Origin of the sequence: Spirillospora sp. CA-128828 (assembly GCF_050945415.1) — a bacterium.
GTDB lineage: Bacteria > Actinomycetota > Actinomycetes > Streptosporangiales > Streptosporangiaceae > Spirillospora.
This window is the reverse complement of the sequence record NZ_CP191986.1, coordinates 80,179-100,275: the sequence shown is the minus strand read 5'-3', so window position 1 is coordinate 100,275 and position 20,097 is coordinate 80,179. Positions and strand designations below refer to the sequence as shown.

Below are 20,097 nucleotides of genomic sequence, written 5' to 3'. Positions count from 1 at the left end.
GTGTTCACCCACAAGCGGGACGCATCACGCAAAGCATTCTCGCCAGACCACTGTGACCCAGGCGGGGGCAAGGGGCGAAGCCCCAAAGAAGCAAGACCACGCACCGACGGCCAGGTGGTCAGCGACCGAAACCGGGAGGGGGCGTGGGGGCGGAGCCCCCACATCGGGGGTCTGGGGGTCGCCCCCCAGGCAAACACGACGAAGGAGTGGCGGGGAAGAAGCCCAAGGCTTCGACCACACCACTCCCAACTCCGAGTGGGCTACCGACGAAACTCTTTGACCAGCGGCAACGCGAGGGCCCCGCTCCATCGGATTCCACGCTATGCAAGATCATCTTCCACCCTCCGTCGTGGGAGCGTTAGAGGGCGCCGGCGTACGGCCCGACCTGCACAGTAGGCGGGTCCGCACCCCGGTGAGCACCGGCTCTCGGCAGGTCAGGGCTTGATCCTCGCGTGAGTCACGCGAGGCACGTGCCGATGTGCCGGATGGTGGCGTTCGATGTCGCCCAGGACGTGCTGGCAAGGTTGCCGACCAGGGCGCGAAAGTCGGACAGCCCCAGCGCGCTGCCGCGCCGGGGCCCAGTTCGACCGATCGGCTGGCACAACCGGCTTGGTGCCCCCGAAGCGGGAAGCGGTGGCGGCATTCAGATCGCGGTTCGCCGCATCTTCTCCGCGTTCAGCACCATGTGACGGAGCACCTCGATGGTGTTGGCATACCGCTCTGCGGTCACCCCATCCCTGATCTGGTGCCCTGCCCATTCGACTTTCTGCGCCAGGGCGGCGTGCGCGTTCTCGCCTGCTGGGGTGAGACCGTAGGGCTCCCGCTCGGTGATCCAGCCACGGCGCTCCAGTTCCTCGATCGCCCTGTCCACGTCGACCGAACTCCCTGCCCAGAAGGGCTGAAGCCTCTCCTTGATCGCCTCCTTTGAGGCGGGACCGCGCTGGCCCGCGCGGTCGAAGTCGGGCCCTGGGGCGAGCAGGTTCATCGTTTGCCAGTGGCGACGGTGGAGCCCCTCCGCTGCGAGCACCCGGTTGAGGTTCTCCTCGATGAGCTGGTCGAGGAGCGTCAACCAGTAGCCCAGCGGCCGACGCTGTTCCATGCTGGTCCTTTCTACGACAAACCAGAACGTTCTGGTCCGGGCCGCAGCCGCCGACCATTGCCGCGGCACGGCCTTTTGTGGTGCCGCCTGTTCCTATTCGGCTGATGCTCGGGTGGCGAGGATGCGCTTGGTCCAGGTGATGATGCTGCGGTAGGCCATGGCGGCGTTGCGGTGCAGGTTGATCGCGTGACCGGCGTGAGGGATGACGACGGCGTCCACGCGGGAGTGCGGGTAGAAGGGCCGCTCGGCCGCGGCCAGGGTCGCCGCCGAGGAGCAGTCGGTGGCGTCGGGCGCGCAGGCGAGCCTGTCGTCGGCTCCGTCCGCGATGAGGATGGGGACCGTGATCTGCTGGGTCACGCCCGGCGCGTCGGCGTCGCCGATGGTCATGATCTCCCCGAAGGTGTTGGTCTCCTTCGTCGCGATGTCGCGGGCGATGACGCGCGGGTCGGCGTTGGTCGTGTTGTAGAACTCGGGACGTTGCACGTCCTGGACCGTCACGTAGCCGTTGTCGCCAGCCGGTACCTGCGCGGCCAGGCGCGGCACCTGGTCGACGGGCTGGCCGAGTCGCGCCAGCAGCTGCTCGGTCGTCGGCGAGATGGCGTGCGCGCTGCCGGTCAGGACCAGCGCGTTCACATCGCGGTAGACCGCTGCCTCCAGTTTGGCGATCTCCGAGCCGTAGGAGTGGCCGACGAGCATCACGGTGGCGAATCGGCGTCCGGCGACAGCACCGCCGCGCAGTGCGGTGACGACCTGGTGGACGGTGTGGGCGTTGGACTCCAAAGTCACCTCGGAACTGGCCGGGTGCGAGCTGTGCCCGAGGCCGATGCGATCGAGGTCGAACGTCGCGTAGCCGGCTGAGTTCGCGTGGCGGACATAGGAGTAGTGACCGGGCCGGAACGGGAAGTCCCAGTACACGTGGCTGTAGTTCAGGCCGGGTATCAGCACTTGTACCGTGGTGGCCGGTCGGTTGACGGGTGTGCAGAACCGGCCCCAGATCCGGTACCGAGCCGGCTGGCCCTGGCTGAGCGAGACGGGGACGGTGACGTTCCGGCAGTGCGTGGAGGGCTCGGCTGCGCCGGCCGTGACCTGGCCGGTGGCCAGCAGGCCGGACAGCACACCGACCGCGGCGGCCGCGCGCAGGATGCGGTGGAGCACGGTGCCTCCTCTGTGATGGGTGTGGCGGGTCACGGGCGCAGAACCGTCTTCCCGGTGGTCGCGCGCGATTGCAGGGCGGCGTGGGCGTCGGGCGCGTCCGCAAGGGCGAGCCGCTGGCCGACCACCGGGATGAGGCGCTTGTCGTAGAGCGCTTGCAGGGCGTCGCGCTCCAGGGGCCGGGTGCCGCCCGGACGTTGAAGGATGCGTACGCCGATGGCGGAGGCGACGCTGATGCCCTGGTTGAACAGGTCACCGGCCGACAGTTCGGTCAGGGATCCCGATGCCGAACCGAACATCACCAGGCGCCCGGTGACACCGAGCAGTTCCAGCGCGGACCGGCCGATTTGGCCGCCGACCCCGTCGAGAGCCAGCGTCACCGGCCTGCCCGCCAAATCATCGCGTACCGTGTCGGGCCAGTCGGGCCGGCTGTAGTCGATGGCGTGGTCGGCGCCGATCCGGCGGGCGAGCGCCACCTTGTCGGTGCCGCCCGCGACACCGACAACCGTTGCGCCGGCAGCACGGCACGCCTGGACCAGCAGGGTCCCGATTCCACCGGCGGCTGCGGTGACCAGGACGACGTCGTCAGCGGCCGGCGCGGCGAGTGCGAGGATCGCCAGGGTCGTGCGGCCGGTGCCCACCATGGCCACGGCGGAGTCGGCCTCGACGTCGTCGGGCAAGAGGTGGACGGCCGCCGCGGAGGCCAGCGCCAGTTCGGCGTATCCGCCGCCGACCAGGCCAAGATCCGCGACGACGCGCCGCCCGGCGAGGTCGGTGTCGACGTCGGCGCCGACCTCGTCTACGACACCGGCGACCTCTCGGCCCGGTGTCATGGGCAGGCTCGGCGCGCCCCCCCGCCCGCCTCCTCCTTGACGGACGATGGTGTCCAGCAAGTGGACACCTGCCGACTCGACCCGGATCCGTACCTGGTCATCGGCCGGGCGGGGGTCGGGCACCTCCTCCAGCCGGAGTTGCTCGGGGCCACCGAACGCATGCTGTCGGATCGCTCGCATCGTACTCAGCCCTCCCCACCGGTGAGCAGGTCGTGCTTGTCGAGCCAGGCGACGAGCGACGCGGCGATGGCCTCGGGCCGGTCCTCGGGGGTGTGGTGGCTGGCGGTTCCGTGCGTCTCGATCTCCAGAGCGGACATGTGAGCGGCGCACCAGTCGATGATCTGCGTGCCCATCATCGTGCCCGGGCCGGGTTCGAAGGCGAGCAGCAGCTTGGGCACGTCCGCGCTGTCGGCCAACCACTCGTCGTAGACGCCGATTCTGGCGACGACGTCGGCGGGTTCGCCGTCCAGCGGCATCGCCCGCGGCCATTGCAGCAGCGGAACCCGGCTCTGCCTGGTCGGGTACGGCCGGCCATAGACCGCGAGATCCTCCTCGCTCAGCCCGCGGGCGGTGGTGCGCGGCAACGCCTGCTCGATGAAGGCGTTCTGGTCCAGCACCATGGCCTCGCCGACCCCGGGCGTCCGGATCGACTCGAACAGCGGGCGGGCACCGGCGGGGAACTCCTCCCAGGACATCGGTTTCACGATCGTCTCGGTGAACGCGATGCCGCGCACCCGCCCGGGATGGCGCGCGGCCCAGTCGAAGGCGAGCGCGCCGCCCCAGTCATGGCCGACCAGCACGACCCGGTCGAGTTCGAGAGCGTCGAACCACGCGTCGAGATACCGCGCATGGTCGTCGAACCCGTAAGCGATATCGGGCTTGCCGGACTCGCCCATGCCGATCAGGTCAGGCGCCAGGCACCGGCCGGACGCCCCGGCGACGGGCAGGATGTGCCGCCACAGATACGACGACGTGGGGTTGCCGTGCAGGAAGACCACCGGGGTCGGCCCCCGGCCGACCTCCCGATAGAAGATCGTCGAGTCCAGAACATGTGCGGTGGGCATGGCGGGCTCCCATGATTGAGGCATACTAGACAGGAACCTGACCATCATGAAACTTAGACAGGAGACTGTCAATATGGGCGGAGGCCCCTCGGGCCAGCGGCTGCGGTTCTCGCTCCTGCTGCGCCTGCTGCACCGCGAGTACGCCGTCGGTATCGAGGCAGCCCTTGCCGAGGCCGGCTTCGGTGACATCCGGTCCGGGGACGCCAAGGTGTTCCCGTTCGTCCCGCCGGAGGGAATCGCGGTGCGCGACCTGGCCGTTCGCGCCGGCGTGCGCAAGCAGACCATGGCTCAATCGGTCGACCAACTCGAGCGGGCCGGCTATCTGGAACGCCGCCCCAATCCCCGCGACGGCAGGTCCCGGCTGATCGTGCTCACCGAACGGGGAAGAGCGGTACAGCCCCTGGCGGCCGGCGCGGGGGACCGGATCGAGGAGCGGTGGGCCGAACTGACCAGCCCCGAGGACTTCGAGACCATGCACACCCTCCTGCACCGCCTCCTGCACCGCATCGGTGAAGCGGACCCCGATGCCGCCGATCGCCTGACCTCGATTGACGAGAGCCGACTCGACTGATGCGAGAAGGGGCAACAACCGTCCGGCAGGGCCTCCGCAAAGGGTGACGATCAAGTCTGAGTGGCGGGCCACCGATCTCGCTGGCCTTCCAACTGGCCCACGCCAACGAACGCAAGATCAACGCCTGGCTCGCCACGCTCCCCGGCCTCGACGGACGCCCCCACCGTCGAGCCCGCTACAAGACCCCCAAGCCGCTCGGCACCTGGACACCAACCGGGCACATCACCCCGCCCGCAGGCTGACTGCCGGGCGTTCACGACGCCGACACACCACACAAGGCAGACCCCAGGGCCGAGGCACCCACCCAAGTGGCTGCCCCACCGGTCCCCGCAGTCACAGAAGACTGGCCTCCGTAACGACAAAGATCCCGAAACTTGCCAGCTCCAGGGTCGTTTCGTCAATGTGGGGCTACGACTTTCTTCTGTACCCCCTAACCGGCTCGCGAGGAAGCTGAGTGCAGAAACTAGCGGTAGGGAGCCGATCTCCGTTTTCGGTTCGATGACAGAACGGGTTTGCCCTGGTGAGGACCCGTACGTTCCGGGGTAATGCCCTTCGAATTTCTCCCTGACGAGCAGGTCGCCGCTATCGCCGGTTCCCCCGGGAATCGTCGCCGGGTGGACGCCGCCGTCAAGCAGACCCGCACCGACGACTTCCCCTCCACCAACAACATGTGCGCCCGGAGAACCCACGTGAACACCGCGACCGGCATCCCCGCCGCCCAGGACGAGCAGCCATCACCCCTCACCGCCGACAGCGGGTCCGTCAAGATAACCACCGGGTGGAACGGATGCCTTCGCGGGTGCGGGCATCGTGCCGGGATTCCCGGGGGCGTAGAGCCCTTCCTTATCGAGGTCGACCGGCGCGCCTTTCAGGCCTCGTTGTCGTAGCGGATCCGGGAGGTCGCCACGTACTCGCGGTGTTCCTCGGCCCAGCGGATGAGCGAGCTGACCTCGGTGGACAGGGTCTCGCCGACCGGGGTCAGGGCGTAGTCGACGCGGGGCGGGGAGGTCGGCGTGACGGTGCGGGCCACCAGCCCGTCGCGTTCCAGACTCCGCAGTGTCAGCGTGAGCATGCGCTGGGAGATCCCGTCGATCGCCCGTTGCAGCTCGGAGTAGCGGCGGGGACCGTCGCCGAGCAGCGCCATCACCAGCACGCTCCACTTGTCGCCGACCCGGTCGAGGACGTCACGGAGGCGGCAGGTAGCGGTCGTGTGGTCGACCGGCTCACGAACATCGGTGTGCGTTACGCGGGTCAAAGTGCCGTCTTCCCTCATCCCCGCATTATGGATCACCATCTAAAGGCGCACAAGAAATAACCAACGCACAGAAAGTGCGGTGCCTCATGGATGTCGATCTCACCGCTCCACCGCCCAGGTCAGGCCCCCAGCCCGCCACCACCGGGCTGGAGATCCCGCACGACCAGATCGACCAGTTCTCCCCACCGAAGATCCGGGCCGCGCTGGTCAAGGAAGCCGAGTCCCTCCCCGGGGTGTTCACCGGCCCCAGCCAGGTCTCCGAACCCTCGTCCCTGGCCCTGCGGCTGTACGAGCCGCGGGGCCCCTGGGAGGCGTTCCTGCATCCCAGCCGCGACGAGTTCGGGCACATCCACCGGGCCGGGTTCATGCACCTCACGTTGCCCGCCCCGCTCATCGAGCCGCTGACCAAGGCCGGCTGGGTCGAGGCCCATCCGATCAGCCTGCGTCCGGAGTGGCCGGACACGATCGTGATGCTCTACGCCCCGCGCGACGAGTCCGAGCTCGCCGTGGCCGTCACAGCTCTGCGTGCCTCCTGGCAGCAGGCGCCCTAACAAGTAGCAGGAGTACGGATATGCGTGCAGTCGCTTTCCCCGCCTTCGACGTCGCTCCGGCCCTCAGCGATTTGCCGGTGCCCGAGCCCGGACCGGGCGAGGTGCTCGTCCAGGTGCGGGCGTCGTCGATCAACGGCTTCGATCTCGGAGCGATCGGCGGATTCTTGAAGGGCGTGTACGAGTACGAGTTCCCCGTGGTCGTCGGCAAGGACTTCGCCGGTGTGGTCGCCGCCGTCGGCGACGAGGTGACGTCCCTGTCGGTCGGGGACGAGGTGTTCGGCGTGGTCATGCGCCCGACGCTCGGCCAGGGCGGCCTGGCGGAGTATGTCGCGGTGAGCGAGGCGTACGGCATCGCCCGGATCCCCGAGGGCCTCGACCACGCCCAGGCCGGGGCGCTGGGCCTGGCAGGAACCGCCGCCCTCAACGCCATCGACACCGTCGCCCCCGCCACCGGCGAAACGGTCCTCATCTCCGGCGCCACCGGCGGCGTCGGCGCGTACGCGATCCAGTTCGCCGTCGCCCGCGGAGCCACCGTCATCGCGACCGCCAAGCCCGGTGACGAAACCGAGTTCGTCACGGGCCTCGGCGCCGCGCACGCGGTGGACCACGCCGACCTGGAGGCGCAGGTGAGAGCCATCGCCCCCGACGGTGTGCACGCCGCCCTGCACCTGGCCGGCGACGGCGCGACCGTCGCCGGACTGCTCGCCCCGGGCGGACGGTTCGCCACGACCGTTCACTTCACCCCGGACATCGAGGACATCAAGTCCACCGCCGTGATGTCCGACCCCAGCACCGACACCCTGACCCGCCTGGCCGCCGACGCGGCCGCCGGCCGCCTGCAAGTCCCGATCGCCAAGACCTACTCCCTCGCCGAGGCCGAGCAGGCCATCGCGCAATTCAGCCGCGGAACCCTGGGCAAGGTCGCCATCACGATCTAAGCCCGAACCCCCGCCAGGTAGCCCGGCACCGGCCAACCTCCATCGGCCGCGCCAACGCGCTGCAGCTGCAACGTCTGACCCCTGTGATCCACCGGGTGGGCCCGAGGCTCAGCAGCAACCTCGGCCAGTGGCGTTAAGTTGTCGGGACTCGGTTACCGCCACTGGCCGTTCCGATGCAGGTGGTCGTCGACGTCGCCGCCCGCGATGTGGTTTCCCGCGACCCCGCAACTCGCCGCAGAGCGCCGAGACCATAAACACGGCGAGCCAACTCTCCGCAGCTCAGAGAGGTCCGCCGAGGCTTCCCTCGTACGTGAGAGCATCTCTTTCAGGGGCGGAACGGCCGGCCCAGGGCCGGTCGAGGACCTCGCGCAGGAGCGGGCCGATCTCGACGGGCGGATTGGCGCTGAGCCATTGGTCCATGGCGACCATGGTGGCCTCGCCGGTCGCGGCGGCGACCAGGTTCGGATAGACATCACGCATCAGGTCGGTGCCGATGCGCTCGGCGATCGCCCTCGCGAGCTCGTGCTGGATGAGCATCCCCGCCCGGAGGAACTCGCTCTGGACATCCGGTTCTGTGAGCATGAGCCGGATGTCGTCGGCCCACTCCCGGCAGCGCGGGTATCCGTCGTTTGCGTCGGGCTCCGACGAGAACCGTGCCTGCACAGCGCCGACGACGGCCTCGGACAGGGACTCGTCGGCCGGGCAGGCGCGCAGGTCGTCCGCGACGCGCAGCATGCGGTCGAGGTACCGGGCGACGAACGCCTCGGCCTTGCTTGAGGAGTACTTGCGGAAAGTGCGGACGGAGACGCTCGCCTCGGCGGCGATGTCCTCAACCGTCACGTTGTCCCACCCGCGCTCGAGGATCAGGCGCATCGTCGCCCAGCTCAGCGCGACGCGGGTCTCCTGCTTCTTGCGCTCCCGCAGCCCCATGCGAACTCCCTCATTCGACCCTCCACTCGGGTCTGCGACGAACCCCGAAGTAGCTCTGCGTAATGTCGCTACTGCGCGTTTGTGATGTTCGTCGAGCGACCGGACGGCGTCTTGGGTTTGATGCCGTCCAGGGTGCTGCGGAGCGCGGCGGCGAATGCTTCTGCCTCGAAGATGAAGCCCAGGTGGTTCCCGGGAAAGTCGATGTAGGGGCATCCGAGGCGTTCGGCTTGGATCCGGGCTGTGCGTGCGTAGTATGCGTCGGCACTCTCGCTGCCGGCGGCGGTGACCAGGGGGACCCGGTTGCGGCGGATGGTGTCGAGGTCGGGGTTGTACCTGCTGATCGGGAGGTACTCGCGGGCCATGAAGAACTCTGTGTTGGGTGACATCTCCTCGCCCGCGGCGACACGGGCCTGCTGTGGGGTCGTGTCGAAGCCGACGAGTCCGGTGGCGAAGACCTTGAAGCCCGCCGCGGCACCGTGGGCGGTGAACGTGGTGTGCACGCGGTCGGTGAAGGCCAGCCAGGTGTCGGCGTCGGGAAGCAGCGGCATCGTCGGTCCCTCATGGGCGACCAGCCGGCGGATGACGGCGGGGTGGTCGGTGGCGAGTTGGAGCGCGATGTTGGCGCCGCCGCTGTTGCCGAAGACATAGGCGTCGTCGTGGCCCATCGCGCGGATCACCGCGGCGGCGTCGCGTGCCTGTTGTGCCATGTCCAGGTCGATGGTGGTGTCGCCAGTGCTTCGGGAGTTGCCTCGCCGGTCGTAGCTGACGACGGTGTAGTGCGGGGCGAGGATCGCGGAGATCCGTGCGTACTGTGCGGCCTCGCCGCCGCCGCCGGAGATCATCAGCAGGAGTGGACCATCGCCCTGGTGGTCGTAGACGATGTCCGCGCCTTCGGTGTGGACGCTTTTGGTGGTGGTCATGCGGTTGTCTCCTTCACGGTGATGGGTACCTGCGTGTCGGTGCTGCGTCGGCCGGGTTTGCGGCCGGGCATGGCGAGTGCGATCAGGATGGCTGTGGCGGTGAACGCGAGGATCCACCAGAAGGTGGCGGCGTAGGCGTCGGCCAGAGCCGCCGGGTCCGGTCTTCCTGGACCGAGCAGCCCGTTGAGCGGGCCCTGCAGGACGATCATGACAACCGCGCTGCCGAAGGAGGCGCCGAGTTGCATGATGACCCTGTTGGCGGCACTGGCGCGGGGGATCGCGGCCGGAACGATGTCTTTGATGGCGGCGGCCATCGCCGGAGCCATGACGGTCCCCACTCCGGCGCCGCTGACGGCCAGCGCCGCACCGAGTAGCACTTCACTGGTGTGCGGACCGAGTTGGATGAAGACGAGAGTTCCCGCGCTGGTCAGGGCCAGCCCGGTGAGCACCAGCAGTCGCGGACCGGTGCGTTCGGTGAACCGGCCGGCGAGGAACAGCGAGGCCCCCATGCCGACTCCCTGGGGAATGAGCAACAGGCCGGTGTGCAGCACGCTGTGGCCGCGCGCCTGCTGGTAGTAGAGGGGGAGCAGGCTTGCCGCTCCGAACAAGGCGACGCTGCCCATGAACAGCACGAGTGAGGAGGCCGCGAAGCTACGGATCCGCAGTAGCCGCAGATCGAGAATCGGCTCGGCGTGGGTGCGCAGCGCGTGGATCGCGAAGGCGACGAGCAGGACGGCGCCGACGATGAGCGGGATGAAGGCATGGGGGTCGGTGAAGGTCGCGAACCGGCCCGCCCCGGTCAGGCCGTAGACCACGATGGCGCACGCCGGTGACAACAGCAGCACCCCGACGATGTCCAGCCGCGCACCGCGTGTGGCCGTGGCTGAGGGCATGACCCGCCAGGCCACCAGCATCGCGGCCAGGCAGACCGGGACGTTGACGAAGAAGATCCATCGCCAGCCCAGATCGCTGATGATGACCCCGCCGAGCGCGGGGCCGAGCACCGGCGCCAGGGCCGCCGGAACGCCCATGACACCCATCACTGGCCCCAGGCGGCTCGGCCCGGCCGCTTGAGCCAGTACCGCCATGCCCAGCGGAAGGATCATGCCCCCGCCCAGTCCCTGGATCACCCGGAACACGATCAGGCTCTGAGCCGACCACGCCACCCCGCACAGCACCGAGCCGGCCAGGAAGACGACGACGCATGCCGTCCACATTGTTCTGCCGCCGTAGCGACCATCAACCAGACCAGTTCGTTCGCCGGGCGCGTTCGTTCCCGGGTCGTCATGAGGGACCTCCCCTCCGTGCCCGGCGCGCCAATCGAAGGCATGCCGGATAACGCGGCCTCGAAGAGACCGCGGGCCAACAGGTGATAGACGGGTGCGCCGCGCTATCAGGACGAATCGGCCGACGGGGCCGGCAGCCCGGCGGCGATCTGCCCAAGCGCCTCCCGAAGCAACGAGACGAGCGGAACGGGCGGGTCCGCCCGTAGCCACTGGTCGGTGGCGATCTGGATGGTGATCTCCACCGCGCCCGCGACCAGCGGCGGATACAGGTCGCGATCTGCGTCGGTGCCGGTGCGCTCGGCGACCGCCGCAGTGAACTCGCTGTCGGCCGCCAGACCGGCCTTCAACGCCTCGGCCTGAAGCGCTGGCTCACCAGCGATCAACCGGATACCGGCGAGCACCTCCCGGTCCGGGCTTTCGTGCGCCCGATCCGCCCCGGCCAGCGGCGACAGTACGGCCCGTGTGATCGCCTCCCATAGTGGCTCGCTGGCCGGCCGTGCCCGCAGTTCCTCCGCTGCCTGCCGCATCCGGTCAACATGGCGGGCGGCCAGAGCCTCGTACTTACTCGAGAAGTAGTTGTTGAACGTCCGCGTCGTCACCTGCACCTCGGCGGCGATGTCCTCGACCCGCACGTTCTCCAACCCCCGCTCCAGCGCCAGCCGCAGGGCCGCGAGTGTCAACGCCTCTCGGGTCGCCCGCTTCTTCCGCTCCCGCAGCCCGGCGCGCGGGCCGCTGTCCGGCGTGCGTTCGATGGTCACGCACCCACTATAGCCAGAAGTTTCGCACCAAGAAAGATTTCGCGATAAGAAAGATCGTGCCTGCGGGCACCCTGCAGGGGACCTCGCCGCCGACGCCGCCTACAACAACTCCACGCCCGACGACTGGCAGATCCCCCTGCGCAAGCTCGGCTACCGGCCCACCTACGACTACCGCATCGACCAACTCGGAAAGATCGACAGCATCCACGGCGCCAACCTTGTCGAAGGAACCTGGTACTGCCCCTCGATGCCCGCCGACCTCGTCAACGCCACCACCGACCACCGTCGCAACCCCGACGACCCCAAAGCGATCGACCAGGAAACCTGGCGTGCTCATATCGACGCACGAACTCGATTCGCCCTGGCCCCAAGGGCAAGCCCAACGACAACGGCCGCCAGCGGTACATGTGCCCCGCGACAGCCGGCCGTGTCCAGTGCCCGCTCAAGCCCGACAGCCGCGGCACCAACCCGAGCCTGCGCGAGGTCGACCCCATACCCAGCCCCGTAGGGCCGCCCAAGATCTGCGAGCAGACCAGCATCAGCGTCAACATCGAAGACGGCGCCAAGCACTGGCAGCCACGGGCCTACGGCAGCCCGGACTGGCAGGACATCTACGGCCAGCTCCGCAACACCGTCGAAGGCATGAACGGCTACGCCAAAGCCGACGCACACGAAGGCATCGAGCACGGCGGCAACCGCCGCGTCCGGGGCATCGCCGCCCAGACCCTCCTGCTGGCCTTCCAACTGGCCCACGCCAACGAGCGCAAGATCAACGCCTGGCTCGCCACACTCCCCCGCCCCGACAGAAAACCCCACCGCCGCGCCCGGCACAAGACACGCAAGCCACGCGGCACCTGGACACCCACCGGGCAGATCACCCCGCCCGCAGCCTGAGTCCCCGGCGCTCGCGACGCCGACACACCACCACATACCAGACCCAAGGGCCGAGGCGCCCTCCTGCTCGCCTGCCCCTTCGGTCCCTGCGGTCACAGAAGACTGGCCTCCGTAACGACAAAAACCCCGAAGCTTGCTGGCTTCGGGGTTGTTCCGTCACTGTGGGGCTAGGACTTTCGCCGGTGCCCCTCTGGTGGGCGAGGAGGGATTTGAACCCTCACATCCGTTAGGACACACGGACCTGAACCGTGCGCGTCTGCCGTTCCGCCACCCGCCCATGGGTGCCGACCCGTTTCCAGGTGCTCGAAAAGGCTAGCACGGTCGCGGCAGTGGTTAGGTATCCGGGTACGCCGAGCGAACCTTCGCACCGATACGATCGTCTACCAGTGGGGAAGGGAGGTGCCCGTGGGCGTCATTCAGCGCTTCGAGCGACGGCTCGAAGGCATGGTCGAAGGAGCCTTCGCCCGTGCTTTCAAGTCCGAGCTGCAGCCGGTCGAGGTGGCCAGTGCTGTGCAGCGCGAGATGGACGATCGGGCGGCGATCGTGGCACAGGGCCGCACGCTCGTTCCGAACGACTTCGTCGTGGAGATCTCTCAGCAGGACGGGCAGCGGCTCCAGGTGTACGCCGACAGCCTGAGCCAGGAGCTGGCGAATCTCGCGCGCGAGTACGCGAAGGAGCAGGGGTACTCCTTCGTGGGACCGGTGCGCGTGCGGTTCGAGAACGCGGGGGATCTCGCCACGGGCATGTTCCGGATCAGGTCCGGGGTGATCAGGGGCTCGACGGTGGAGGGCGGGGAGATCCGCCGGCCGGTGAGCGATGTGCCGCAGGCAGGCCGGGGCGGGGCCCTCGGCGGGCATCCGCGGCTGCTGGTGACCACGGCCGTGGAGGGATCCGACACGACTCAGCGCACCTATGAGATCAATACCCCGGTGACTCTGCTTGGTCGCGGCACCGACTGCGACCTGCGTCTCGTCGACCCGGGCGTGTCCCGGCACCATGCCGAGATCCGCGTAGAAGGTCCCGAAATCGCTCTCGTGGATCTAGGGTCGACCAACGGCTCGTTCGTGAACGGGCAGCCGATCCGGCGGGTCACGCTGGTCGACGGCTCCCGGGTCACGATGGGCCGTACAACTCTTGTGTTCCGCCGCGATAGGGAGTAACCCCGACTCCGATGTCCCCATTCACCCTCACGCTGATCAAGCTGGCGTTCCTCGCGGTGCTGTGGCTCTTCGTCATCGCGGCCGTCGGTGTGATCAGGGCCGACCTGTTCGGCTCGAAGGCCGCGTCGAAGGCGGCCACGCGCGCGTCCCAGCCACGTCCCCCGAAGGCGGCCAGGCAGCCGAAGCCGCCGCGCCCGCAGCGCAGCGCCCAGAGCGGCGCCCCGACGAAGCTGGTGGTCGTCCAGGGCGAGCGCGCCGGCACCGTCATCGACCTCACGGGGGTGCCCATCACCATCGGTCGGGCGAATGACTCCACGCTGGTCGTGACCGACGACTACGCTTCGAGCCGGCATGCCCGACTTTTCGCGCAGGACGGTCAGTGGATCGTGGAAGATCTCGGCTCGACCAATGGCACGTATCTCGGACGCACGAAGGTGAGCCGGCCGATGCCGGTCCCGCCGGGCGTACCGGTCCGTATCGGCAAGACCGTGATCGAGCTGCGCAAATGACTCTGGGAATCCGCTACGCCGCGCGCTCCGACGTGGGCATGCTGCGCGAGGGCAACGAGGACTCGGCGTACGCGGGCGCGCATCTGCTCGCGGTGGCCGACGGGATGGGCGGGCACGTCGGCGGCGAGATCGCGAGCGCCGCGGCGATCGAGGCGCTGCGCGCGCTCGACAAGGACCTGCCGGCGACGGAACTGCTCGCCGCGCTTGAGCACACGGTCAAGGCGGCGAACGACAACCTGCACCGCATCGTGGAGTCGGATCCGGCCCTGCAGGGCATGGGGACGACGCTGACGGCGATGCTGTGGGCGGGCAACCAGGTCGCGCTGGTGCACATCGGGGACTCCCGCGCGTACCTGCTGCGGGACGGCAGCCTGTTCCAGATCACGCACGACCACACGCTCGTGCAGTCGCTGGTGGACGAGGGCCGGATCAGCCCGGACGAGGCGGCGTCACATCCGCAGCGTTCGCTGCTGCTGCGGGCGCTGGACGGCCGCGGCGAGGTCGACCCGGACCTGTCGCTGCGCGAGGCGAAGGTCGGCGACCGGTACCTGCTGTGCTCGGACGGCCTGTCGGGCGTCGTCACGGCGGAGACGATCTTCCAGGTGCTGACGGACGTGGACGACCCGGAGCAGGCCGTCCGGCAGCTGATCGACCTGGCGAACCGGGGCGGCGGCCCCGACAACATCACCTGCGTCGTCGCGGACGTCGTGGATCTGGAGCGGCAGCCCCCGACGGGCGGCCCCGGCCACGCGGTGGGCGCGGCGGCGAACGCGGCGCCACCGGAGCCGCCGGGCGGCGGGACGGGCCCGAACACGACCGTGGCGGACACACCGGCGGGACGGGCCGCGCAGCTGCGCGAGACCCGCCCGCAGCCGCCGGTCGCGGTGGACGAGATGCCGCCGCCGCAGGCCGCGATGCCGATGGGCGACCCGATGGGCCCCCCGCCGGCGCCGGGCGCGATGCCGCAGGCGCCTCCGGCGCGGGCGAGGCGGGGCGGAACCCGCCGCTGGACGTGGCTGGTCGTCGTGGCGGGCGTGGTCGTCGTCGGCGTCGTGGCGGGCGGGTTCGTGCTGCTCCAGAACGTCCGGAACGGCTACTACGTCGGCACGGAGAAGGGCCAGGTCGTCCTGTTCCGCGGGACGACCCAGAAGGTGCCGGGCATCAGCCTGTCCCGCAGGGCGGCCGCGAAGGACCAGCCGAAGCAGCCGATCATGGTGGCCGACCTCCCGCAGGATCTGCAGCAGCAGGTCAAGGACACCTACACGGTGGACGGCCCGGCCGCAATGAAGCGGCTTGAGGACGCGGTCTGCAAGTACTCGCTCATCAACGAGGGCGGCAAGGTCACCATCGTGCGGGGCCGGGGGCAGCAGAACTGCAAGCAGGCCAAGATCAGGGCCAGCGACATCCCGGTCGACGAACTCCCCGCGCAGGACGTCACGGCGGTCGAGAAGGGCTCCCTGGTGTTCATCGGGCAGCAGGGCGCGCTGGCGAAGCTCGACGAGCTCACCGCCCACCGGACCCAGTGCAAGCAGCGCGACACGTCGATCAAGAACTGTCCCACCAGCGCAGGGGGCACGTAGATGCACTCGATCGGCGAGCAGATCAGGGCGCACCTGCCGTACCAGCGCCGCAACGCGGCCTCGCTGGCACTGCTCATCTTCGCGATGATCCTGACGCTGTCGGCGTTCGCGGAGGTCGGGCTGGCCCGGGACGGGAACATCCCGGGCGGCCTGTTCGTGTACGGCGGCGGCCTGGTGGTGATGGCCTTCGCCGCCTACTTCGTCCAGGCGAAGTTCACCCCGTACGCCGATCCGCTGCTGCTGCCGCTGGCGGTGGCGCTGAACGGCGTCGGGCTGGCGATGATCTACCGGCTCGACCTGGACACCAGCCACGACCGCAAGGCCGCCGCGCTCGCCGGCAAGAAGCTCGTGAAGGACGCCGCGGACGCGCCCGGCCAGCTGATGTGGACGTTCGTCGGCATCGGCCTGTTCGTCGCCGCCGTGCTGATCATGCGGGACACCAGCAAGCCGGACGCCCCGCTGTCGTTCACGCCGAAGACCGCGCAGCGCTACACGTACCTGATCGGCCTCACCGCGGTCATCCTCCTGCTGCTGCCGATCGTCCCCGGCATCGGCCAGTCGATCAACGGCGCCCGGGTGTGGATCTCCGTGGGCCCCTTCTCGGTGCAGCCGGGCGAGTTCGCGAAGCTGCTGCTGGTCGTGTTCTTCGCCGGCTATCTGGTCAACAAGCGGCAGGCGATGTCGCTGATCGGCAAGAAGCTCGGCCCGATCAGCCTCCCACGGGCCCGCGACCTCGGCCCGATCATGGTGATCTGGTTCTTCTGCCTGGGCGTCCTCTTCATGCAGAAGGACCTCGGCACCGCGCTGCTGTTCTTCGGCCTGTTCGTGTCGATGCTCTACATCGCGACCCAGCGCGTCTCATGGGTGGTGATCGGTATCGGGCTGCTGGCGGTGGGCGTGTTCATCGCGACCCTGCTGCCGTTCATGGGCCACGTGAACCAGCGCATCGACATCTGGCAGAACCCGAAGCCGTACTTCGACGGCGGCTGCCTGCTGGACAACGACAAGGTCGTCCCGGTCAACCCCGACACCGACATCTTCAAGAAGTACAAGGCGCAGGGCGACCTCTCGCCGGGCTTCTCCGCCTGCGCCGAACTCGGCGGCGAGTACTCCGACAGCGCGCAGCTGATGAAGGGCCTGTTCGCACTGGGGCAGGGCGGGGTGCTCGGCACCGGCCTCGGCCAGGGCGAGCCGTGGCGCACGCCGCTGTCGTTCAGCGACTTCATCTTCGACTCGCTGGGCGAGGAGCTCGGGCTGACCGGGCTGATGGTGTTGCTGCTGATATACGCGTTGATCGTGCAACGCGGGATGAAGACCGCCGTGGCGGCCCGGGACCCGTTCCTGAAGCTGTTCGCGGGCGGTGTGTCGTTCGTGCTGGCCCTCCAGGTCTTCGTGATCGTCGGAGGCGTCACGCGGCTCATCCCGCTCACCGGCCTGACGACCCCGTTCCTGTCCCAGGGCGGGTCGTCGCTGATGGCCAACTGGATCCTGATCGCGATTCTGGTGCGGATGAGCCACGACGCGCGCAAGCCGGCCCCGCAGGCGATCCAGGACGAGGGCATGACCCAGATCGTGAGCACGAGGTGAGTTCCTCCCCATGAACAGCGAGCGAGCCGGTGTCGCCTGGACTGAGGAGCGCGCGGAGCGACGAAGGAGTGAGCACGTGACGAGGGAAGGCGGCACCTTCTCGGGCTCGTTCGCGGCCGAGCGGAGCGAGGCCAAATGAACATGGACAAGCCGGTCCGGCGGGTGGCGATCTTCGCGCTGCTGCTGTTCTTCGGGCTGATGGCGCAGATCAACTACGTCCAGGGCAGCGAGGCGGAAGATCTGCGGACCGACTCCAACAACAGCCGGCAGTACGCGGACGTCTTCAACTCGCCGCGCGGCCAGATCTCCGCGGGCGGCGAGGTGCTGGTGACGTCGAAGGAGACCGGCAAGGACAACCCGAAGTACGGCCGCACGTACAAGGACGGGGCGATCTTCGCGCCGATCACGGGGTACTTCAACGGGAACGCGACGCAGGTCGAGCGGGCCTACAACTCGCTGCTCGGCGGCAAGGACAAGCGGATCACGCAGCAGCGCTGGTTCGACACCTTCATCGGCAAGAAGGCCGAGGGCGCGAACGTCGAGCTGACGATCGACCCGCAGGCGCAGCGGACGGCGTACGAGCAGCTGAAGGCGCGGACGGCGCCGGGCCGCCGCGGCGGCGCCGTGGTGATCGACGTGGAGACGGGCGCGGTGAAGGTGGCGGCGTCGTGGCCGTCGTTCGACCCGAACGAGGTGGCGCCGCAGACCGGTGAGAAGGGCGGCAAGCGGCTGGAGGAGCTGGACAAGGGCGACGGCGTCGTCAAGCCGCTGGTCGACAACGCGCTGAGCCAGACGTTCCCGCCCGGTTCGTCGTTCAAGGCCGTGGTGTCGGCGATCGGCATGCAGAAGCTCGGCCTCAACAGCTCGTCGACGGTGAACACCGGGCAGCTGATCCTGCCTGAGTCGGGCCGTCCGCTGCCGAACTCGCACGACAGCGGCAGCTGCGCCGGATCGGCGCCGCTGCGGGGCGCGTTCGCCGAGTCCTGCAACACCTCGTTCGCGAAGATGGCGCTGGACCTGGGCATCGAAGAGCTGCACCAGGGCGCCGAGCCGTTCGGGTTCGGCAAGCACGTCCAGCTGGAGCCCGACATGTACGCGGCGGAGAGCGACATCCCGGTGTCGGTCAAGGACGCCAAGGGCAACACCATCCCGACCGGCAAGGACGGGACGGCCCGGTCCGGCATCGGCCAGGAGAACGTGCGGGCCACCCCGCTGCAGATGGCGATGGTCGCGTGCTCGATCGCCCACGGCGGCAAGATCATGAGTCCGTACGTGGTGCAGAAGGTCCGCGCCAAGGACCAGAGTGAGCTGTACAACGCCTCCCCGAAGGAGTTCGGCGAGGCGATGACCGGCGACCAGGCCGACCAGCTGGAGGACATGATGCGCGCGGTGGTCTCCGAGGGCACCGCGAAGAACCTGCAGGGCATGCGCATCGCCGGCAAGACCGGTACCGCCGAGCAGGGGCCGGGCAACCCGAACGCCAACTGGTTCGTCGGGTTCAGCCCGACCCAGAACCCGAAGTACGCGTTCGCGGTGATGACCGAGGCCCCGGGCTCCGGTGCCGCCAACGCCGGCCCCATCGCGGGGGCGATCATGGCTAAGGTCCTGCAGAAGTGAGCACGGGCCTCGTCCTGAACGACCGGTACCGGCTGCTGGAGCGGCTGGCGATCGGCGGGATGGGCGAGGTCTGGCGCGCGTCCGACGAGGCCGCCGGCCGGCCGGTGGCGGTGAAGCTGCTCCGGCTGGAGCTCGGGTCGGACATGCGGGCGCGGGGCCGGTTCGAATCGGAGGCGCGGTTCGCGGCGGAGCTGCGGCATCCGGGGATCGCGCGGGCGTTCGACTACGGCGAGCAGGCCGGCCGGACGTTCCTGGTGATGGAGCTGGTGCCGGGCGAGCCGCTGGACGAGATCCTGGCGCGCGACGGCGGGCTGCCGCTGGAGGCCGTCCTCGACCTGGTCGTGCAGGCGGGCCGGGCGCTGACGGTCGCGCACCAGGCCGGGATCGTGCACCGGGACGTCAAGCCGGCGAACCTGATGGTGTCCCCGGACGGCACCCTGAAGATCACCGACTTCGGGATCGCCCGGCGGCTGGCGGCGGCGTCGCAGACCCAGACCGGGATGGTCATGGGGACGGCGCACTACATCTCGCCGGAGCAGGCGCAGGGCCATGAGCTGTCCCCGGCGGCGGACCTCTACTCGCTGGGCGCCGTGGCCTACGAGTGCCTGACGGGGGCACCGCCGTTCGACGGGCCCACGCCGGTGGAGGTGGCGCTCAAGCACGTCCGGGACGCGCCCGCCGAGCTGCCGCGCCGGGTTCCGGCCGCCGCCCGTGAGCTGATCATGGAGATGCTCTCGAAGGAGCCGCGGAGCCGTCCGGCCGACGCCGAGACGGTCGCCGCCCGGGCGCTGGGGATCCGGGCGTCCCTGGCCACGGGCCATGCGGGGCCCTCCTCGACCGGCGGCGATCGCACCGCTCCACGGCCGTCCGAGATGTCGGAATTTGACGACGGCCGGGTGCCGGATAACCTCACCAACGGGTCAGCGGCCGGGCAACGGCGCCCGGCACTGGCGTACGCGTCGGTGGCCGCCGTACTGCTGGTCTGCGTCATCGTCGTCGGCTCCCTGTGGAAAGGGCTCGCCTTCGCCGGCTCCGGCAAGGACGAGCGGGATCCGCCCGCCGCTCCCGCCACCCGGCCGGCCGGGGGCGAGATCGTCGAAGACCCGGCGGCGAGTCCCGGCACCGTCCCGCCAAGGCGGAAGGCACGAAGCAGGCAGAGGCCGGCTGTCCCTCCACGGCATCGGACACATAGGATCCGTCCGTCAACGCGTGGGGCGTACGAGGCGTCCCCTTCACGTAAGCCATCCACGAATCCGCCCCGGGCGACTCCCACCGCCCCTGAGCCGACACCCATCCCGACGGAGAGCACCACGACTCCGTCAACTCCGAGCCCGGATCCCTCTCCCACAGAGGACGGGGGGCTAGGTTCAGGAGACAAGGTGTAGACGTACG

The 20,097-nt window shown here is 69.2% G+C and carries 20 protein-coding genes and 1 tRNA gene; 11 read left to right on the top strand and 10 right to left on the bottom strand.

All coding sequences use genetic code 11. The features are described from left to right. Positions 1-643: 643 nt before the first annotated feature. From ACQPXG_RS00500 to ACQPXG_RS00485, 4 genes are all read right to left on the bottom strand, one after another. Positions 644-1,099 carry a MarR family winged helix-turn-helix transcriptional regulator gene (locus ACQPXG_RS00500; RefSeq protein WP_433465579.1) on the bottom strand — a complete coding sequence of 152 codons (456 nt, stop codon included), beginning with the start codon at positions 1,097-1,099 and terminating at the stop codon, positions 644-646. Between the two features lie 93 nt (positions 1,100-1,192). Next, positions 1,193-2,254, bottom strand: coding sequence for an alpha/beta fold hydrolase (locus ACQPXG_RS00495; protein ID WP_433465578.1), 1,062 nt, complete (start codon positions 2,252-2,254; stop codon positions 1,193-1,195). 29 nt (positions 2,255-2,283) lie between these two features. Continuing rightward, positions 2,284-3,264: a zinc-binding dehydrogenase gene (locus ACQPXG_RS00490; protein ID WP_433465577.1), complete on the bottom strand. Its 981-nt coding sequence runs from the start codon at positions 3,262-3,264 to the stop codon at positions 2,284-2,286. Positions 3,265-3,269: 5 nt separating this feature from the next. After that, positions 3,270-4,148, bottom strand: a complete 879-nt coding sequence (locus ACQPXG_RS00485) for a haloalkane dehalogenase (protein WP_433465576.1) — start codon at positions 4,146-4,148, stop codon at positions 3,270-3,272. Positions 4,149-4,221: 73 nt separating this feature from the next. Between ACQPXG_RS00485 and ACQPXG_RS00480 the strand changes: the two genes are divergently transcribed. Beyond that, positions 4,222-4,719, top strand: coding sequence for a MarR family winged helix-turn-helix transcriptional regulator (locus tag ACQPXG_RS00480; RefSeq protein ID WP_433465575.1), 498 nt, complete (start codon positions 4,222-4,224; stop codon positions 4,717-4,719). A 614-nt stretch (positions 4,720-5,333) separates the two neighbouring features. Further along, positions 5,334-5,606 (top strand): hypothetical protein, encoded by a 273-nt coding sequence (locus ACQPXG_RS00475; protein WP_433465574.1) that lies wholly within the window; start codon positions 5,334-5,336, stop codon positions 5,604-5,606. Here ACQPXG_RS00475 and ACQPXG_RS00470 read toward each other — a convergent pair. Then, complete coding sequence (locus ACQPXG_RS00470) at positions 5,588-5,992, bottom strand: winged helix-turn-helix transcriptional regulator (RefSeq protein WP_433465573.1); 405 nt, start codon at positions 5,990-5,992, stop codon at positions 5,588-5,590. The two genes, ACQPXG_RS00475 and ACQPXG_RS00470, sit on opposite strands and share 19 nt — an antisense overlap. 68 nt (positions 5,993-6,060) lie before the next feature. Here ACQPXG_RS00470 and ACQPXG_RS00465 point away from each other — a divergent pair, with 68 nt between their 5' ends. Together ACQPXG_RS00465 and ACQPXG_RS00460 are read left to right on the top strand one after the other, a co-directional pair. Continuing rightward, entirely contained in the window at positions 6,061-6,525 is a 465-nt protein-coding gene (locus ACQPXG_RS00465) for a luciferase family protein (RefSeq protein WP_433465572.1), read from the top strand. A gap of 20 nt (positions 6,526-6,545) precedes the next feature. Then, positions 6,546-7,463, top strand: a complete 918-nt coding sequence (locus ACQPXG_RS00460) for an NADP-dependent oxidoreductase (RefSeq protein ID WP_433465571.1) — start codon at positions 6,546-6,548, stop codon at positions 7,461-7,463. A gap of 279 nt (positions 7,464-7,742) precedes the next feature. On the opposite strand, the gene ACQPXG_RS00455 is transcribed toward ACQPXG_RS00460, so the two are convergent. The 4 genes from ACQPXG_RS00455 to ACQPXG_RS00440 form a co-directional block, all read right to left on the bottom strand. Beyond that, positions 7,743-8,393, bottom strand: a complete 651-nt coding sequence (locus ACQPXG_RS00455) for a TetR/AcrR family transcriptional regulator (protein ID WP_433465570.1) — start codon at positions 8,391-8,393, stop codon at positions 7,743-7,745. 68 nt (positions 8,394-8,461) lie between these two features. Continuing rightward, a complete protein-coding gene (locus ACQPXG_RS00450) occupies positions 8,462-9,313 on the bottom strand; it encodes an alpha/beta hydrolase (RefSeq protein WP_433465569.1) in 852 nt (283 codons plus the stop codon). After that, positions 9,310-10,809 (bottom strand): DHA2 family efflux MFS transporter permease subunit, encoded by a 1,500-nt coding sequence (locus ACQPXG_RS00445; protein WP_433465568.1) that lies wholly within the window; start codon positions 10,807-10,809, stop codon positions 9,310-9,312. Before ACQPXG_RS00445 ends, ACQPXG_RS00450 begins: the two co-directional genes overlap by 4 nt. Beyond that, complete coding sequence (locus tag ACQPXG_RS00440) at positions 10,707-11,357, bottom strand: TetR family transcriptional regulator (RefSeq protein ID WP_433465567.1); 651 nt, start codon at positions 11,355-11,357, stop codon at positions 10,707-10,709. The genes ACQPXG_RS00445 and ACQPXG_RS00440 overlap by 103 nt, the downstream gene beginning before the upstream one ends. Positions 11,358-11,762: 405 nt before the next feature. Here ACQPXG_RS00440 and ACQPXG_RS00435 point away from each other — a divergent pair, with 405 nt between their 5' ends. Next, complete coding sequence (locus tag ACQPXG_RS00435) at positions 11,763-12,251, top strand: hypothetical protein (RefSeq protein ID WP_433465566.1); 489 nt, start codon at positions 11,763-11,765, stop codon at positions 12,249-12,251. A gap of 191 nt (positions 12,252-12,442) precedes the next feature. Here ACQPXG_RS00435 and ACQPXG_RS00430 read toward each other — a convergent pair. Beyond that, positions 12,443-12,528 (bottom strand) — tRNA-Leu (locus ACQPXG_RS00430). Between the two features lie 128 nt (positions 12,529-12,656). Between ACQPXG_RS00430 and ACQPXG_RS00425 the strand changes: the two genes are divergently transcribed. The 6 genes from ACQPXG_RS00425 (at position 12,657) to ACQPXG_RS00400 (ending at position 20,090) form a co-directional block, all read left to right on the top strand. Further along, positions 12,657-13,412 carry an FhaA domain-containing protein gene (locus ACQPXG_RS00425; protein WP_433465565.1) on the top strand — a complete coding sequence of 252 codons (756 nt, stop codon included), beginning with the start codon at positions 12,657-12,659 and terminating at the stop codon, positions 13,410-13,412. A gap of 11 nt (positions 13,413-13,423) precedes the next feature. Beyond that, positions 13,424-13,921, top strand: a complete 498-nt coding sequence (locus tag ACQPXG_RS00420) for an FHA domain-containing protein FhaB/FipA (protein WP_433465564.1) — start codon at positions 13,424-13,426, stop codon at positions 13,919-13,921. Next, on the top strand, positions 13,918-15,501 hold the full coding sequence (locus tag ACQPXG_RS00415) for a Stp1/IreP family PP2C-type Ser/Thr phosphatase (protein WP_433465563.1): 1,584 nt from the start codon (positions 13,918-13,920) through the stop codon (positions 15,499-15,501). Before ACQPXG_RS00420 ends, ACQPXG_RS00415 begins: the two co-directional genes overlap by 4 nt. Then, complete coding sequence (locus ACQPXG_RS00410; protein WP_433465562.1) at positions 15,502-17,088, top strand: FtsW/RodA/SpoVE family cell cycle protein; 1,587 nt, start codon at positions 15,502-15,504, stop codon at positions 17,086-17,088. A 135-nt stretch (positions 17,089-17,223) separates the two neighbouring features. After that, the gene (locus ACQPXG_RS00405; RefSeq protein WP_433465561.1) at positions 17,224-18,705 is read left to right on the top strand and encodes a peptidoglycan D,D-transpeptidase FtsI family protein; all 1,482 of its coding nucleotides are present in this window, start codon (positions 17,224-17,226) and stop codon (positions 18,703-18,705) included. Further along, on the top strand, positions 18,702-20,090 hold the full coding sequence (locus ACQPXG_RS00400) for a serine/threonine-protein kinase (RefSeq protein WP_433465560.1): 1,389 nt from the start codon (positions 18,702-18,704) through the stop codon (positions 20,088-20,090). Before ACQPXG_RS00405 ends, ACQPXG_RS00400 begins: the two co-directional genes overlap by 4 nt. Positions 20,091-20,097: the final 7 nt, after the last annotated feature.

Coding starts and splice junctions, on each gene's coding strand:
- ACQPXG_RS00500 (WP_433465579.1), bottom strand. CDS start 1,099: ATGGAACAGCGTCGGCCGCTGGGCTACTGGTTGACGCTCCTCGACCAG.
- ACQPXG_RS00490 (WP_433465577.1), bottom strand. CDS start 3,264: ATGCGAGCGATCCGACAGCATGCGTTCGGTGGCCCCGAGCAACTCCGG.
- ACQPXG_RS00485 (WP_433465576.1), bottom strand. CDS start 4,148: ATGCCCACCGCACATGTTCTGGACTCGACGATCTTCTATCGGGAGGTC.
- ACQPXG_RS00480 (WP_433465575.1), top strand. CDS start 4,222: ATGGGCGGAGGCCCCTCGGGCCAGCGGCTGCGGTTCTCGCTCCTGCTG.
- ACQPXG_RS00470 (WP_433465573.1), bottom strand. CDS start 5,992: ATGAGGGAAGACGGCACTTTGACCCGCGTAACGCACACCGATGTTCGT.
- ACQPXG_RS00465 (WP_433465572.1), top strand. CDS start 6,061: ATGGATGTCGATCTCACCGCTCCACCGCCCAGGTCAGGCCCCCAGCCC.
- ACQPXG_RS00460 (WP_433465571.1), top strand. CDS start 6,546: ATGCGTGCAGTCGCTTTCCCCGCCTTCGACGTCGCTCCGGCCCTCAGC.
- ACQPXG_RS00455 (WP_433465570.1), bottom strand. CDS start 8,393: ATGGGGCTGCGGGAGCGCAAGAAGCAGGAGACCCGCGTCGCGCTGAGC.
- ACQPXG_RS00450 (WP_433465569.1), bottom strand. CDS start 9,313: ATGACCACCACCAAAAGCGTCCACACCGAAGGCGCGGACATCGTCTAC.
- ACQPXG_RS00435 (WP_433465566.1), top strand. CDS start 11,763: ATGTGCCCCGCGACAGCCGGCCGTGTCCAGTGCCCGCTCAAGCCCGAC.
- ACQPXG_RS00420 (WP_433465564.1), top strand. CDS start 13,424: ATGTCCCCATTCACCCTCACGCTGATCAAGCTGGCGTTCCTCGCGGTG.
- ACQPXG_RS00415 (WP_433465563.1), top strand. CDS start 13,918: ATGACTCTGGGAATCCGCTACGCCGCGCGCTCCGACGTGGGCATGCTG.
- ACQPXG_RS00410 (WP_433465562.1), top strand. CDS start 15,502: ATGCACTCGATCGGCGAGCAGATCAGGGCGCACCTGCCGTACCAGCGC.
- ACQPXG_RS00405 (WP_433465561.1), top strand. CDS start 17,224: ATGAACATGGACAAGCCGGTCCGGCGGGTGGCGATCTTCGCGCTGCTG.